Consider the following 15,739-nt stretch of genomic DNA (forward strand, 5'->3'; position numbering starts at 1 on the left):
ATTGGTGCGCACCCAAAGTGGTCAGGTATCCGCTTGCTCGCTGGAGCGTTCAGCGGGCCAGAGCAGCCCCAATTTTATAGACGTTATGATAACCAACTGACTGGCGGTAACCGCCAGAAAAAAGCCAATGGGGTGGCCCGGCACTCCGCGTTGCAGTAAGTAAGCAAAATACAGTGTGGCGATGGCATTGATGGCAAACACGACGTGCAGTGCCCAGCGCCTTGAACGCCACAACGCTCGGCAGGTTAACAAATTGGCGCCGGCGGCCAGTGCTAATATTAATCCGGGCAGTAACAGCGACAGCTGTGATGCGGCAAACCTATGTTCAGCGCCAAGCGCCGTAGCCCATACAGCACTTAGGTGACCGGTTGCCCCGGCCAGAAGAAACAACCCCAGTAAAAACCCACCGGCAGCGGCCAACTGGTACAGCCCATTGCCGGATTGGGGGTCTGCTCTGTTAAAAGGCGACATGGCTGCCCCCCACTTTCGCCAGTCCACACTCATAGGCGAAAACCACCGCCTGGGCACGATCGCGTAACTCCAATTTGGCCAACAAACTAGAGACATGAGTTTTAACAGTCGCGGCGCCAATAAACAGGGCCTCGGCAATCTCTGAATTGCTTTTCCCCACCGCGAGAGCCTGAAGCACTTCGCGCTCTCGCGCGGTAAGTCGCGCTAAGCGTTCACTCAGCTCGCGCCCCACGCCCATATGTTGAGCAAACTGACCGATTAACCTGCGGGTTATGGTGGGCGAAAGCATAGCCCCCCCCTCGAAGACAGTGCGCACAGCGTTCACCAAATCCTCAGGTGGTATGTCCTTCAATACAAAACCACTGGCGCCAGCACGCAGGGCGCGATAAACATATTCATCAGGATCAAAGGTGGTAAGAATAATGACGCGTGTATTGACACTCGCCTCTGACAAAATTTGAGAGGTTGCTTCCAGACCATCTAGCTCGGGCATCCGAATATCCATTAAAATAATATCCGGTCGATACTTTTTGGCTGCGGCAACGGCCTCAAGACCATTACTCGCCTCGGCCACCACCTCGATATCACCCTCGTGCTGCAACACCAATGCAAATCCGCGCCGAACCAGTGCCTGATCATCTACCACCAAAACGCGCACGCTTACGTCTCCTTTAACTTGCGCGGCAAGATCGCGCATACTTCAAAACCATTGTTGCTCCCGGCGTTCGCTTTGAACCCCGCACTAAACGATCCGCCAAGCAAAGCAACGCGCTCGCGCATGCCTACAATGCCGTGACCACTCTTGTTCACCCCCTTGGTGAAGCCTCCATTGTCCATAATCGTCAATTCAAGATCCTCATTCCGGCCATCCAGAGTCACAACCACTTTTGCTTGTGCACCCGCATGCTTGATAACGTTGGTGAGGGCCTCTTGAACGATACGGTATATAGTCAACTCAAGCCGAGCAGCCAAAGCAGACACATCACCTAAAGTGATTAACTCTACCTCCAGACCCACATCGCTAACCTGACGAACGAGATTTGTTAAATCGCCAATGCCAGGCTGAGGGTCAATCGGCTCTTCCAAATCATCCGGCCGCATGAGGCTCAACAAGTGACGCATCTCCGACAATGCTTGTCGCCCCGCCAACTCCACCGAGGCCATGGCTTCGCTGGCAGCCGCTACGTCACTTGGGGCTATGGTTCTCGCCGCCCCGGCCTGTACCGTCATTAAACTTACCTGGTGTGCAACCACATCGTGCATCTCGCGAGCAATACGGGCGCGCTCTGCGATTACCGCGCGCTCTGCATCAAGGTCGCGCTCGCGCTCCAAATACCGGGCCCGCTCTTCCAGCAAACGTAAATACTCACCGCGAAAACGCAATCTTCGACCAAAATACCAAAGGGCCAATACCAGTATCGCGGCAATAGCGCCACCGGCGTTAGCAGTATTAACCAGCAGTAAATCCACGGCCACAAACATTGACGCTACAAACGCGCCGAGCACACTGGCTTGATTGTTGGCCTCATATCGCCCCAGGCTGTACAGAGAAAAGGCCAAGGCGACGACCCCATGCACCGGCGCCACCAGATACAACAAAATGGATACTAACAGCACAACACCGTGTACCTGCCATGGATAACTGCGGCGCCACAGCAAGGCAAAGTTCGCCACAAACGCACACAAATACACGCCGACATCGGGCAGGCTCTGGAGCGCCATAACATCGCCTGAACTACCGCGTGACCACATTAATAAATTTAGAAAAAGAGAGCTTAGTGCAATCAGCAAATCGGTGGCGTGAGGCCAGCGCTCAAAAGGCCCGCGCCAAGGCCGCCACAAAGTGGCGTCGGGCCCATGCGGGCTAAAAAGACGGCGTATAAACAAAGACAAAGATTCTTGCATTGATAAATTCTAGTCCAAGGCTGCTCAGACTGTCATGCCCATTTAGAGGGATACCGCATCATGCTTTCTCATACTTTTGGCGGAGATCAAATTCCGACATGCGGGCGATGTGTAAATATAAACCAAGGCTCAATATGCTCAAACCTTCATGAGTGTTTATCAGGAGCAGAATAATGAGCGAACTAGCATTACACAGCAACCTCACCACGAGCCAATTCACTACACGAGCGGTGGCGTTCAGCACGAAGGGCTGGTTTGTGTTGGCAGCACTGGGGCACTGGATATTTCTTGCTTACATTCTCGCGGTATTTTATCCGCCCATTGCTCAACAAGGGCTGGAAGGATTGCAGGGTATGCACTTGCCATCGGGGTTTCGCGAAGGTGAACATTTAGGCAACCTGGCGGCAGTCAGTCACGTCCTATTGGCCGCGATTATTATTGGTGGAGGCCCGCTGCAGCTCATACCTGCCGTACGGCAAGGCTTCCCTAGGTTTCACCGCTGGTTGGGGCGCAGCTATCTAGTTGCAGCAATCACTAGCAGCATTGGCGGCTTATATATGACCTGGACGCGGAGTAACATCGGCGATCTCATTTCTCATATAGGCATTTCAGGTGACGGCTTGCTAATTATCGCATTTGGAATATTGGCGTTGCGCAGTGCGTTGAAGCGCCAATTTGATCAACACCGCCGCTGGGCACTGCGCTTGTTTATGGTAGCCAGCGCTGTTTGGTTTTTTCGGGTTGGATTAATGGGCTGGGCCATGCTAACCGGCGGCATTGGCATCCACTGGGAAACCTTCACAGGGCCCTTTCTCTATGTGCTCGGGTTCGCTCAGTATTTGCTGCCACTGATTATGCTCGAGTGGTACTTTCACTGCCAGCGCCAAGCAAGCCCAAATATAAAAATTGCCTACGTGATAACGCTCAGCGCATTAACACTGTTTATGTGCCTGGGAATATTTGCCGCAACCATGGGGCTTTGGTTGCCAAGAATGTGATACAGGCCAAATCCTGTAATATGGGTAAACCAATCCTTACTCTGGCACGTATCTAGCCTCACACTTTAACGCACAAGGCCCATGTATGTTGTCGTTTTTACGCAAAGACCCAACTAAGAAGCTGCAAAAATCCTACGAGGCGATTCTAGAGAAGGCCATGCTGGCCCAGCGCAGCGGGGATATAAAAACCTACTCCCTGCTCACAGAAGAGGCTGAAAAGGTACGGGCACAAATTGAGGCTATTCAGGCGGAACAAGTGCAGCACTAAGGTGGCGACACCAGATTAAAACAATGCGCGATCAACCAAAGTGCTCGCCTAGCTTTTCGGCCTTCTCTTACCACGAACGAGTCGTTAGAGGTAGTAGGTGCAAGCGTTAAATGGGGGACACCCGCGAGCGCTACTCCGGGGTAAATTGCTCTACGTGAACCATCTGGCTTAGGGGGTAGGCAGGCGGGCCAAATTGGTTAAATACCGCAACGTCTGCCGCGTCGCGGCCATAGCCAATGGCGATATAGCCACCGGGTGACGTGGTGGGGGTAGCATCAAAGGTATACCAGCGATCCCCCACGTAAGCTTCAAACCAGGCATGCATATCCATAGGCACAAGCCCTTCCAGGTAACCCACCACCAAACGCGCCGGAATACTCAGGGCGCGACACAATGCAATGCCCAAATGCGACAGATCACGGCAAACACCCACCTGATTGATATTAACGCCCACCGCCGATACCGGCAAATCACCACTGCCGGGCTCATAGCTAATGTTCCGGCGCAACCAGGCTTCAATGCAGGCCACCTGATCGTAACCGAGGGTTTGTCCCGCCGTAATTTCCTGCGCCATATGATTGAACTGCTCCGCCTCACAGTAGCGACTGGGTAACAGGTAATTTAGAACTCCGTAAGGAAGGTTCTGTATTTCGACGAACTCCGCCCCTGGGCAGCGATCCACGGCATCTATAGTGAGAACTTCTACTTGAGTTCGGATCGAAAACGGCCCCACCGGCGCCACCAACCGCTGGCAAAGGTTTCCGAATAAATCACTGAATTCGTCCACATGTAACTGAGGAGAAAGCGCGTATTCTTCGCGAGCAATCCACTGTTGCGCCCCACTGCGCGGGCGCAACATCAAAATAAACGGCGTGGGAAAGGTAATGTCAAAGTGCAATTCATAGCTGGCGCGCAACCACATACGAGACTCTCCCCAAAATATGAGCAAACAAAACGGTGCCAAAGGTTACGCACCTACCTACAGCATACAGGGGAATAGCAGGTATGGGTAATGGCGCTGTAACAATAAGACGGGGCCCTGTGGCAAATCTTGCGCGCTATAACAAGGCTCACCAGAGGGTAAACTCCAGCTTGCCAATCGCTAAATACATCACGGCTATAACTGCCAGGGGCATAATTAAAAGAGCCAGCTTGGTAAAAGCTCCGTGGTACAAACGCAAACCGACTTGCTCCCAAGGCTTCAAAACAGCGCCGGCATACAGTTTTTTAGTGGCGCTGTTGGCGAGCCAATTACCGAGCACAACATCAACCACTTCCAGAGGAACAATGACCAGCATCACGATGGTGAGCTTTTGCGATAACCACTCTGCCCCCAGCCACCCGTAATCAAGGGCCATGTAAAAACCTGTCGCTAACAGTACAGCGAAAGCAATATGCTCTAACACAATGGTGTAGAAGAATACGCGGCTCACCTTATGTCCGGCTGAGCCTGCCAAATATTCACTATCTTCAACCGCTTTAAACACAAACCATGCGCCTAGTGCTGGTCCTAACCAGAAAATCAAAGCGCCGAGGTGCACCAGTTTGACAAGAGTATACTCGTTCACGCCTTAAGTACCTTATGTGCAAATATAAGCATCCACAAAGTGCTAAGTACCATACTCGCTGCGGTGAATATTTCGGCTAATGCGATGGAGCCAATCCCGACCGACAGCGACAACATCAGTCCCAAAAACCAAGCCAGTAGGCCCCAGGCGGCAACCCAACCTTTAACAACATTTTCACGAACCGCCAAGCACGTCAACAACATGCCACCCAAGTTGTATAGGCCGTTGCCCAAAAAGCCGGTTAAATGCATCGCAATAACTTCGATTAAGGAAAACAGTTCAACACCCAAGTGACCGGCTACAATTTTAGGCATCACAAAAGCGTACAGTACTTCGGCGATTAAATCCGGAGCTATCCCCATCCCCACCAATGCCAAACCAATAGTGCGCCATAGCGTAAGCCGCAAGTTATCGGCCAAAATGGCACAAAACACGAAAAGCCCTAACGCCGACAGCATCCATACAGACCAAGAAAGCGTCCAGACCAAACCATTGTCGGCAATAAATGCCATTCTATCGGCGACGGTATTATCAATCGGAAAACCACCGCGCATAGGCCCATTCATTAGCAAACAAGCGATGCAAATGATCACTACAATTATGTGAATTAGGTAAAAAGTAGGTAGTTGCTTGAACATACGGTAATAATCCCTCTGTATTTATAACTCTGCACTTTGAGCCCCAAGTATATTGGCTCTGCTGTGATAGAACCGCCTACGCGTTTCCCAAAACCCGTCGCGCGGTACTTACAAAACTCTTGTAAAAGCACACCCGTGTTAACGCAAACGACGCCTTCATCAACATTCGCTCTGAATTCTACCCCGAAAGTAGAGTGAGAATACTATACAACTTGCGAGCGTTGGCACCACCATCTGGAGCTGCCACCAACAAGCTTGCTAAACCTGTTGAGGTTTTGATATTCGCTGTTGTTCGGCAACCCCTAACACGTCGATTTTCTTTGCAGTGGTCTTAGATGATACCCTTGAAACACACTAACCGTGTGGCTATGACTGCACATTGTAGGCCTCAGCCGTAAGAGCGAGAAGCTTTATGCACAACATTCAAATCGATATCGTTTCCGATATAGCCTGCCCTTGGTGCGCGATCGGCTATGCACGCCTGGAACAAGCTATGAAAAGTGTGGCAAATGACTATGAATTCAATGTGCAGTGGCATGCCTTTGAGTTAAACCCTGATCACAATGGCGAAGGTGAGCCCATATTGCCGGCTCTGGCCCGTAAGTACGGCCGTCCGGAAGCGGAAATGCGTGAAAGCCAGACGCAGATGATGAAAATTGCCAAGCAATTGGGCGTAAACTTTGACAAACTGCAAGAGCGCTTTACCTGTAGCACCTTCGACGCCCACCGTTTGGTCAAGTGGGCCGACGACGAAGACAAGTCAACCGCCATGAAACAGGAACTGTTTGAGGCCTATTTTGGCAGAGCTGAAAACGTGTCTGATCACGACGTTCTGGTGCAATGCGCTGAGGCCATTGGTCTGAACGCAACCCGGGCCCGCGACATTTTGGCTTCGGACAGCTATGCTCAAGCCGTGCGAAACGATGAAGCGACGTACCAGCACGCCGGCGTGACCGCTGTACCGGCGTTTATCATCAATCAAATATATTTGATATCCGGCGCCCAGGAAGCCGAAACTCTGGCACAAGCATTTAATAACATCAGCGCCGAAACTGAGTAGCTAAAGGCGGATAGGTATGCCCAGACCCAGCAAAGTAGAACAGCAAGCGATTCTGGCGCGGCTCGACACCTTCAGCCGCCTTACCGACAGCAGTGTGCCAATTCCCTTCACTCGCTTTAGTGTTGGCCTTGAGGCCATTATTGGCTTGATACCCGTTATTGGGGACCTTGCAGGTCTACTGCTTGCAAGCTATGTGCTGATTGAAGCGCAGCGGGCTGGCGCCACGCGCACCGTCAAGTTGCGCATCCTTGCCAATATAGCGATAGACTTTTTCGGCGGTTTAATCCCAGTTGTAGGCGATGTATTCGATGCCTTCTACAAAGCCAATACGCGCAACACGAAACTGGTTCGAGAGTTTTTAGAAGCCAACGACACCGAGAGTCAATAATGCGAAACTATTATTTCGAATAGATGCATTCCTTAATCAAAGCGCCCACAGGCCGAAGTCTAAGCTCGCTAATACCGCACCACATAGCTTAAGAAAAAGGGGTCGTCTAGAGCAATCCCTTATCGCGCCCGATCTGAACCGCTTGCTTACGGTCATGTACCTGCAGCTTCTCTAACAGCTGACTGATGTAATTTTTAATCGTACCCTCAGCCAAAGACAACATTACCGCTATTTCCCGATTACTTTTATGTTGCGCAATTAGCTCGAGAATCTCTTGCTCGCGACGGTTCAACAAAGTGCTGTTTGGGTTCTGTAAAGTGCCAGCCATGTCGCGATAACTTTGCAGCAATACGCCGATGGATTGAGCATCGACAGCAGCCTCCCCCCGCTGCACTTTGCGAATCGCACTACTAAGATCAGCGCCAGATATTGCCTTCAGTAAAAACCCACGTGCACCGGCCAACAGCGACCGACGAACGTAATCCTCTTGCCCAAAAGTTGTCAGTACCAGTATTTTTGCGTTGGCATCAAGCTCTATAATTCTCTTGGCCGCTTCGATACCATCCATGGTCGGCATTTCAATATCCATAAGTACTACATCGGGCGAGTACTGCTGATACAGCTCAATAGCTTCACGCCCATTGGCCGCTTCCGCCACCAACGCCATGTCTTCTTCTAGCTCCAGCAGCATCGAGATACCATCGCGCATGAGTTGCTGGTCATCCGCCAACAGAATGTTAATCACAAATTCCACCCCTCTGGTCTGCCAATGGTATCGAAATACGCAGACGGGTGAGCTCGCCTTCGCGCTTTAACTCCACGGAGCCACAAAGCTGCGAGGCTCGACTGGCGATAGACTTAGCCGGCGCAAGCCGTTCACCCTCACGACCCGTCAAGCGCCGGCCATTGTCTTCTATCAATAGGGTGATGCAATCGCTCACCTCAAGGCGAACGAGTACCTCGCTGGCATCGGCATGGCGGGCGACGTTCGTGAGAGCCTCTTGCACAATACGTATGAGATGCAACTGTAAACTTGGTTGCAAAGTGGCGGCTAAACTGTCGATCTTCAGCACCACGGTCAGGCCTGTTGTGTCCTCAAACTCTGACGTCACTTTCTCTAGCTGCTGTCGAAGGCTCATCTGCTGCGCGGTATTGTCATCCAACAGGTGAAGCATATCGCGGGTTTCGGCCAGACCCTCAGTCATTAAAGTTCGCGCTGTACGCAGTATTTCCTCCACTCGCTCTGGGTCGCGTTTCAAAAATCGCTCTGCCGCCTCAAGCTGAACGATAGTAACGGTAAGTTTATGTCCCAAAGTATCGTGTAACTCACGTGATAGGTGTTGACGCTCATCGGTGCGCAGGCTGTGCTCGCGCTCAGCCGACAGGACTTCGAGTTGTTTATTTTTTTTCTGCAGCTCATCCGTTAACTCTAAGGCTTTCAGCTTGGTGTTCTCCGCTTCTTTGCGCACCACTGCAAATCCACCAATAAACAATGTCAAAAAGCTATTGATTAGTGCATCTTGGAAACTTGCGCTTCCCACCGAGCCGAACATTTCACACATTGCCACCGCAGCGACACAGGCTAGCATCCAATACAGGGCCAAGTGCTTAACGAGCCTTTCCGCAGCAACTAAGCACACCACCACAAACAACATCGCCAGATGAGGGTGCACCCAAAACGCCAACACCCAGGCTGTCAACGCCTGCAGTATAAAAATGAGTGTGAATTGCGAACTTTTCGTACTTAACACCAACGCCAGGGTTGCCCCCACGAAAAGAAAATAACTGCTCCAACCCCACCAGCCCCCCGCTGAGCGATAAACAAAATAGCCACCACCGATTAGAAAAGCGGTAATGGCAATTAGCACCCAACGTGAAATGAATATGGATTTACGCATGACTTATAGTGTAAGCACTTTTCCAGTATTTGCGTTGCAATAATAAAGGCAGAACCAACAGCCACAATAAACCTGTGTAGATGACAAAGGCGGTACAATCTCCGGTGATCTCGGGTAACAAAGGCAAGCCACTAAAGGCCATATTCGATGATACATGAGCCAAAATGACCAGATAAATATTCTTAGTCCAGCGATACAAAAACGCCAATAAAATTCCGCCCGGTAGCACCATTAGGCCAAATAACCCAAAGGACATCTCTTCTGGTGTTCCCATGCCGATCAGGTAACCTGGAAAATGCCACAACCACCACACCACCGCAACCAATACCGCAGAGAACGTAAAGCTATAGCGCTCGCTTAAGCGCGCAAAGGCGTAGCGCCGCCAGCCGAACTCCTCGCCGGCCATCAACACCAGCAAAATAGGAAGCTTTTGCAACATTATGCCGTAATCAACGGTGGGAATATGCCCCGTATCAATATAAATACTGATTAGCATTAATGCCGCCGGCAAAAACGCAGCACACGTTAAGGCAAAAGCAGTAAACCGGAACCCATTAGGTTTGGCAAAGAGCCGCGCAACAGCCGACCAACCCCCTTCACAGCGACAAAAAGCCATGGCCAAGAGCATAGGGCTAATGACCCCCAGCAATACAATCGGCATAAAGCCCGATTTCGCACCTAATTGAGTCGTCACAACCATAGCGACGATGGTCGTTAGTAAATATATGGCTGTAATTCGTTGATTTACTGTAGTCTTTTGCATGGTTTATCCCACCCGATATGATAATTCAAGTTAAGGGTAACCAAGCAAAAGTCACTATTGTTAGTGCCATGAGGTCATATGACTGCCATTTCTCTCACAGTCCCAACGCGCCCCCTGCTCCTTAACGGCGAACAAATACGTTCTTAACAGCTAAACCTGTGCTACATTCTGAGCAGACCCTAATACCCCCCCTCCGGAGGCGATAATGAAACTGGAATCTTTGGCGTTACATCACGGCTACGAGTCGGAAGCCACTACCAAGGCGGCGACAACACCTATCTACCAAACCACGTCGTTTACCTTTGACGATACCCAGCACGGCGCCGACCTTTTCGACTTAAAAGTAGTGGGCAATATTTACTCTCGCATCATGAACCCCACCAATGCCGTGCTGGAGGAGCGCATCGCCGCAATGGAAGGCGGTATCGGCGCGCTAGCATTGGCCTCGGGCATGGCGGCTATCACCTACGCCATTCAATGTATCGCCGAGACAGGTGATAACATTATCAGCACCAGCCAACTCTATGGCGGCACCTACAACCTGTTCGCCCATAGCTTTCCGCGCCAGGGCATTGATGTGCGGATGGCCTCTTTCGATGATTACGACAAACTCGAAAGTTTAATTGATGAAAACACCAAGGCGATGTTTTGCGAATCCATCGGTAACCCCGCCGGAAATATCGTGGATATTCAGAAACTGGCCGATATTGCCCACAAGCATGGCATTCCGCTCATCGTGGACAACACTGTGGCGACCCCTTACCTGTGTAAACCGTTTGAATACGGCGCGGATATCGTGGTGCATTCCCTGACGAAATACATCGGTGGCCATGGCACCACCGTTGGCGGCATTATTGTCGATTCCGGTAAGTTTGACTGGGTCGCCAACAAAGCGCGTTACCCCATGCTGAATGAGCCCGACCCGTCATATCACAACGTGGTGTACACCGAGGCACTGGGCGAGGCAGCCTACATTGGCCGCTGTCGTGTTGTGCCACTGCGCAACACAGGCTCCGCGCTGGCGGCGCACAGCGCCTTTCTTATTATGCAGGGCTTGGAGACCTTGGGCCTGCGCATGGAACGCCACTGCGAAAACGCACTGAAAGTCGCGCAGCATTTACAATCGCACCCTAAGGTCACCTGGGTAAATTATGCAGGCCTTCCGGACAGCCCCTACCACACCCTTAGCCATAAAATCACCAAAGGCCAGGCGTCCGGCATTCTCAGCTTTGGCATAGAGGGTGGCAAAGAGGCCGGCGCCCAATTTATTGACGCCCTGCAAATGATTCTGCGCCTGGTGAACATTGGCGATGCAAAATCCCTCGCCTGCCACCCGGCAAGCACCACACACCGTCAGCTCAATGAAGAAGAATTAAAATCTGCCGGCGTGTCAGAAGACTTAGTACGCCTGTCAGTGGGCATAGAGCATATCGATGATATTTTAGAAGATATCGATCAGGCATTGGCGCACGTGGAATAATGGATCTGGCGCCCTGTGCGCCAGTTCAACCAATACAGGAAATGTTAGCTCGTATAGAATAAAGTCAATTAGGCCAAGTGGATCTCGCTCATTCCAAGTATAAAACGAGGTGCGTATACCCACTCAATCGGAAGATAAGCCCATCAATTGCGTCACTTGTCGATTGGGCAGTGATTTTTACCCTGAAAGCTAACCAAGTGCCTGAGTTTGCGCTAGCCTTAAGAGTAGGTGGCCATTAAGCTCCACGTAGACATCTCTTTCAACTCGGTGCTCCGAGCTAAGAGAAGAGGCTTTAGTACAACCACAAGCTGGCGCGCAATTAGGGTACAAATAGACAGGCTCAGAATCGAGCGACAATGCCAAGCTTCATCTAACAGGATTTCAGAATAACGCAATGCAAATTAGCGCACTGTTAGGGCCATTGACAGCGATGTTGCCTGCTACCGTTCGACTAACGCTAGCACGGTTATTTTGTTCTATTGTGCTTTGTACTCTGGGCGGTTTAGGCTTAGTACAAAGTGCGCACGCAAAACAAGACGTATTGCCGCAATTAAAATTTTCTCACATAGCGCAGAACGAACTCGAAGCTTTAGGGCATATTAACGATATTGTTCAAGACCACGAAGGCTATTTGTGGTTTGGCGCCGCGAAGGGGCTAGCGCGCTATGACGGTTACGAGCTGGAAGTTTTTCGTCAAAAAGAGGGGCTTGATGGGATTCCCACCAGCTGGGTAGAGCGCCTATTAATATCGAGCCAAGGCCAAATATGGCTGACAACGCGCAAAGGTTACTGCCGCTTCAATGCGCTAACCGCCAATTTCAGCTGTGCTCAACTGCACAGTCCCTCCCCTGACGCGGAGCCCACTTACGACTTTTTGTTCGAAGACAGTCGTAACAACCTTTGGCTGAGCAGTAACCAGGGGGTTTTTACCGTTAACCCAGAATCACTAAAAGCAACGTTACATCCCAGTACTTGGTTGCAGAATCATGCCCGCGGCAGCGACGTTTACCTATCAACAATCACCGAAGACAACGATGGTTACTTATGGTTAGGCCACTACGATGCAGGCCTGAGCCGATTCAACCCGCGTACCGGAGAAGGTATTAATTGGCGCAAAGGTGATGCGGGGCTTTCCAGTAACAAATTGCGCTCGTTAATGGTCGACCAGGAGGGACAATTGTGGATCGGCACACAAGGCGCGGGAGTGGTTCTTTTTGATACCCAGCGGCTGCAGGCCAGCTCATTTAGTCACAATCAAGCCGAGAAAGCTGATACTGTCTGGGACATTGTGCAAGACCAGCGCGGACTTGTTTGGATTGGAGACGGCACGGGTGTGCACCTGGTTTCACCAACAGACCGTTCTATCGAAAGCCATCAGTTTATTGAAGGCAAACCGCTAACCCCAGGTAATTACGTAGTACGCTCACTGTACGAAGACAAAAACGGTGGGATATGGATTGGCTATTTTCCAAGTGGCATTGACCTTGTTGATGAGCAGGGTTCGCAATTTGTAAGCTATCGCCACGACCCCCGTGTTACTACATCGCTGCCTGACGGTGGGGTACTTGCGACGCTCGAGGCTCCGAACGGCGATCTATGGGTCGGGGCAGGTTTTGGACTCGGCCTACTTAGGCGTGAGCGCAATGAATTTGCCCACTTCAAGCACGAGCCGAAAAACCCTAACAGCTTATCGGGCAGCACGATTCTCGAGATGGCTTACGGGCCAAATGGTACCCTTTGGCTGGGTGCCTGGGATCGGGGACTAAATCAGTTCGACCCTAAATCTGGACGCTTTAAGCGATACCTACCTGAGGCCGACAATCCCCATTCACTGTTAGGGCGCGAGCCTTGGGGAATATTATTCGACTCACAACAGCGGTTGTGGGTCACCACCGAAAAGGGGCTAAATCTTTACCGCCCGTTAACCGATGACTTTCGGCACTACCTGCCCCAAAACTCCTCTGGCCAACCGGTTGAAGCTATGTACACACGACATGTGTATGAAGACCGACGCGGCAACATTTGGGTAGCCTCTTTCTCGGGCTTGCAAAACGTCGACCCCGCAACTGGCGCCTTTACAACATACCGGTACGACCCACAGGATGATACATCCATTAGTTCAGACATGGTGTCCTACGTTTTTGAAGATTCACAAAACCGATTGTGGGTAGGTACCGATGGCGCAGGTGTTAATATATTTGATCGAAACACCGGGCAGTTTAAGCGCTATGGTATCGACCACGGCTTACCCGACCTGTCAATTGTCGCAATTGTTGAAGATACCACCGGACAAATATGGATGGCAACCTATCAGGGTTTGGTGGTATTTGACCCCGAGCTCGGCGTCGTTAATCACTATAAACGTGGCCACGGCTTGCCGGGCAACCTGTTCAATCGACACAGCGGCGCGTTGCTATCAACCGGCGAGCTGGCCTTCGGCAGCTCCGAAGGACTTGTCATATTCAAGCCATCACAACTAAAAGCGAATGAAGTACCACCAGCATTGGTCTTCAAAGAACTGCGCATCTTTAATCAGCCGGTGAAAGTGGGAGATGCTACCGGAATACTTAATCGGCACATAAACTATACTCGACAAATTACTCTTTCCCACCACCAATCGGTATTTAGCGTTAGCTTTGCAGCTCTGGATTACCGCTCCCCGGAAGACAACAGCTATGCCTACCGTTTGCTTGGCTTCGAAAAAGAGTGGAACTGGGTAGACCACCAGCGCTCAGCGACCTATACCAATCTTGACCCAGGTAAATATACACTTGAAGTAAAAGCCGCTAACAGCGCCGACATCTGGAACCATCACCCGAAACGACTGCATATCACAGTGGTGCCCCCTTGGTGGCTAACCCATTGGGCCAAAGCTTTTTATGTGTTTACCATTGTCGGCTTATTAGCAAAACTTTACTTTATGCAACGCTCTCGTCTACAAAGTGCCCGGGCAAAACTAGCACGCGAACGCGAGCTCGTATCCAAATTACGCGACGTTGAGCGAATGAAAGACAATCTCAACCGCGAGTTGGATATCAAAGTCAGCCAACGTACTGCAGAGCTCAGCCTGGAAAAAGAACGTTTGCTCGACGCGCACTCACAGCTAGCCGCACTCAACGAAAAGCTTGAGTCTATGACGGTTACAGATCAACTAACCGGCTTGAAGAACCGGCGCTACCTGAATCGCGCTATGCTCGATGATACTGCATTGATTAGGCGTCTATTTCAGAACGGCCAACCCGAAGATGATTCGGCCGGCTTGGTGTTTGTAATTCTCGATATAGACGATTTTAAGTCCGTCAATGACACCTATGGACACGACGCAGGCGATAGAATACTGGTGCAACTGGCAGAGGTGCTGCGCAGTATGATGCGACAATATGACTCCATTGTGCGCTGGGGCGGTGAGGAGTTTGTGCTTGTGATGCGACACCTTAAGCACCGGGATATCGAAGCCTGTATTGACCGCCTACGTACAAAAATAAGTACTACGGCTTTTGATATCGGCCGTAACGATCCGATTTACAAAACGGTATCAATTGGCTACGCCAACTACCCGATTCACCCCCTATACCCAGACGCCCTAACCTGGGAGCAAGTCATTGGCATTGCCGACCGTGCGCTTTATGCCTGCAAACGTTCAGGCAAAAATGGTTGGATTGGCATCTCAGCGGCCCATCTCCAATGCCGCAAAGGAGACATCGTTAACCTCGCCGACGAAGAACAGTTGCTGGAGCTTTTATCCAATAAAACATTGCAGGTACAAACCAATCTCGATAGCAACAAAATACACTGGCGCTAAAGCCAGCCCTGACCCCGTCAGACACGTGTTTTTATGCACAAAAATACAGCATCACAGAAAACTTGGCGAAAACCATATAGACACAAATATAGTCCTTTAATCTCTCGGCTGCCGCAGTTTTAATCAGCTATTTGTCTCAAACCGGCCTTTGCTTCGAAAATTCCAACCGGCTGTTTACCTAGCTCACACCTAAAATAGAAGTTTTGGCACACTGGCGGCAATTACTTCGCCCAAAGGGAATAACTGTGGCACTGGTTTTAACACTCATCTGCGGTGGTTCTGCCGCATTTTGCCTATTGCTTCTTATTATTTATTTTTTTGCTTTCCCCTCCAAAGAGACCAGTGTGCAGCTAGGGAGCCTCTGATTAAGTCCTCAGTGGCCTCTGGCTTACAAGAGCTTTTCGAGGTCAAGGCGGCGATCCGATGGCGTGCCGATGGCCCGGTGAGGGGAGCCAACACAGAGATCGGAAAGCTCTGCAAGCCCCGAAGGGCACGGCCAA

At 50.9% G+C, this 15,739-nt stretch carries 15 protein-coding genes; 6 read left to right on the forward strand and 9 right to left on the reverse strand.

Annotated features, from left to right (window positions below):
- Positions 1-21: 21 nt before the first annotated feature.
- The 3 genes from QWI17_RS15050 to QWI17_RS15060 are packed head-to-tail and all read right to left on the reverse strand — an operon-like array spanning position 22 to position 2,376.
- Positions 22-471, reverse strand: a complete 450-nt coding sequence (locus QWI17_RS15050) for a hypothetical protein (protein ID WP_302723349.1) — start codon at positions 469-471, stop codon at positions 22-24.
- Positions 458-1,168, reverse strand: coding sequence for a response regulator (locus QWI17_RS15055; protein WP_302723350.1), 711 nt, complete (start codon positions 1,166-1,168; stop codon positions 458-460). Before QWI17_RS15055 ends, QWI17_RS15050 begins: the two co-directional genes overlap by 14 nt.
- Positions 1,132-2,376, reverse strand: coding sequence for a sensor histidine kinase (locus QWI17_RS15060; RefSeq protein ID WP_302723351.1), 1,245 nt, complete (start codon positions 2,374-2,376; stop codon positions 1,132-1,134). Before QWI17_RS15060 ends, QWI17_RS15055 begins: the two co-directional genes overlap by 37 nt.
- 173 nt (positions 2,377-2,549) lie before the next feature.
- Between QWI17_RS15060 and QWI17_RS15065 the strand changes: the two genes are divergently transcribed.
- Both QWI17_RS15065 and QWI17_RS15070 read left to right on the forward strand, forming a co-directional pair.
- Positions 2,550-3,374 carry a DUF2306 domain-containing protein gene (locus QWI17_RS15065; protein ID WP_302723352.1) on the forward strand — a complete coding sequence of 275 codons (825 nt, stop codon included), beginning with the start codon at positions 2,550-2,552 and terminating at the stop codon, positions 3,372-3,374.
- Positions 3,375-3,459: 85 nt separating this feature from the next.
- Positions 3,460-3,642, forward strand: a complete 183-nt coding sequence (locus tag QWI17_RS15070) for a DUF6435 family protein (protein WP_302723353.1) — start codon at positions 3,460-3,462, stop codon at positions 3,640-3,642.
- A 130-nt stretch (positions 3,643-3,772) separates the two neighbouring features.
- Here the strand turns inward: QWI17_RS15070 and QWI17_RS15075 are convergent, their stop codons facing one another.
- The 3 genes from QWI17_RS15075 to QWI17_RS15085 all read right to left on the reverse strand — a co-directional run bounded on the left by QWI17_RS15075 (position 3,773) and on the right by QWI17_RS15085 (position 5,848).
- Complete coding sequence (locus QWI17_RS15075; RefSeq protein WP_302723354.1) at positions 3,773-4,564, reverse strand: transglutaminase domain-containing protein; 792 nt, start codon at positions 4,562-4,564, stop codon at positions 3,773-3,775.
- Between the two features lie 148 nt (positions 4,565-4,712).
- On the reverse strand, positions 4,713-5,210 hold the full coding sequence (locus tag QWI17_RS15080) for a hypothetical protein (protein WP_302723355.1): 498 nt from the start codon (positions 5,208-5,210) through the stop codon (positions 4,713-4,715).
- Positions 5,207-5,848 (reverse strand): hypothetical protein, encoded by a 642-nt coding sequence (locus QWI17_RS15085; RefSeq protein ID WP_302723356.1) that lies wholly within the window; start codon positions 5,846-5,848, stop codon positions 5,207-5,209. Before QWI17_RS15085 ends, QWI17_RS15080 begins: the two co-directional genes overlap by 4 nt.
- 412 nt (positions 5,849-6,260) lie before the next feature.
- On the opposite strand from QWI17_RS15085, the gene QWI17_RS15090 reads away from it, so the two are divergent.
- Entirely contained in the window at positions 6,261-6,908 is a 648-nt protein-coding gene (locus QWI17_RS15090) for a DsbA family oxidoreductase (RefSeq protein ID WP_302723357.1), read from the forward strand.
- Between the two features lie 16 nt (positions 6,909-6,924).
- The gene (locus tag QWI17_RS15095; protein WP_302723358.1) at positions 6,925-7,296 is read left to right on the forward strand and encodes a DUF4112 domain-containing protein; all 372 of its coding nucleotides are present in this window, start codon (positions 6,925-6,927) and stop codon (positions 7,294-7,296) included.
- Between the two features lie 106 nt (positions 7,297-7,402).
- Here QWI17_RS15095 and QWI17_RS15100 read toward each other — a convergent pair whose 3' ends face one another.
- The 3 genes from QWI17_RS15100 to QWI17_RS15110 are packed head-to-tail and all read right to left on the reverse strand — an operon-like array spanning position 7,403 to position 9,957.
- The gene (locus QWI17_RS15100; protein ID WP_302723359.1) at positions 7,403-8,041 is read right to left on the reverse strand and encodes a response regulator transcription factor; all 639 of its coding nucleotides are present in this window, start codon (positions 8,039-8,041) and stop codon (positions 7,403-7,405) included.
- Complete coding sequence (locus tag QWI17_RS15105) at positions 8,034-9,194, reverse strand: sensor histidine kinase (RefSeq protein WP_302723360.1); 1,161 nt, start codon at positions 9,192-9,194, stop codon at positions 8,034-8,036. Before QWI17_RS15105 ends, QWI17_RS15100 begins: the two co-directional genes overlap by 8 nt.
- A complete protein-coding gene (locus tag QWI17_RS15110; RefSeq protein WP_302723361.1) occupies positions 9,187-9,957 on the reverse strand; it encodes a CPBP family intramembrane glutamic endopeptidase in 771 nt (256 codons plus the stop codon). The genes QWI17_RS15105 and QWI17_RS15110 overlap by 8 nt, the downstream gene beginning before the upstream one ends.
- A 205-nt stretch (positions 9,958-10,162) precedes the next feature.
- On the opposite strand from QWI17_RS15110, the gene QWI17_RS15115 reads away from it, so the two are divergent.
- Together QWI17_RS15115 and QWI17_RS15120 are read left to right on the forward strand one after the other, a co-directional pair.
- Complete coding sequence (locus QWI17_RS15115; protein WP_302723362.1) at positions 10,163-11,437, forward strand: O-acetylhomoserine aminocarboxypropyltransferase/cysteine synthase family protein; 1,275 nt, start codon at positions 10,163-10,165, stop codon at positions 11,435-11,437.
- Positions 11,438-11,831: 394 nt separating this feature from the next.
- A complete protein-coding gene (locus tag QWI17_RS15120; protein ID WP_302723363.1) occupies positions 11,832-15,239 on the forward strand; it encodes a two-component regulator propeller domain-containing protein in 3,408 nt (1,135 codons plus the stop codon).
- The last annotated feature ends 500 nt before the right edge of the window (positions 15,240-15,739 follow it).

Source organism: Gilvimarinus gilvus (assembly GCF_030518155.1).
Classification (GTDB): Bacteria; Pseudomonadota; Gammaproteobacteria; order Pseudomonadales; family Cellvibrionaceae; genus Gilvimarinus; species Gilvimarinus gilvus.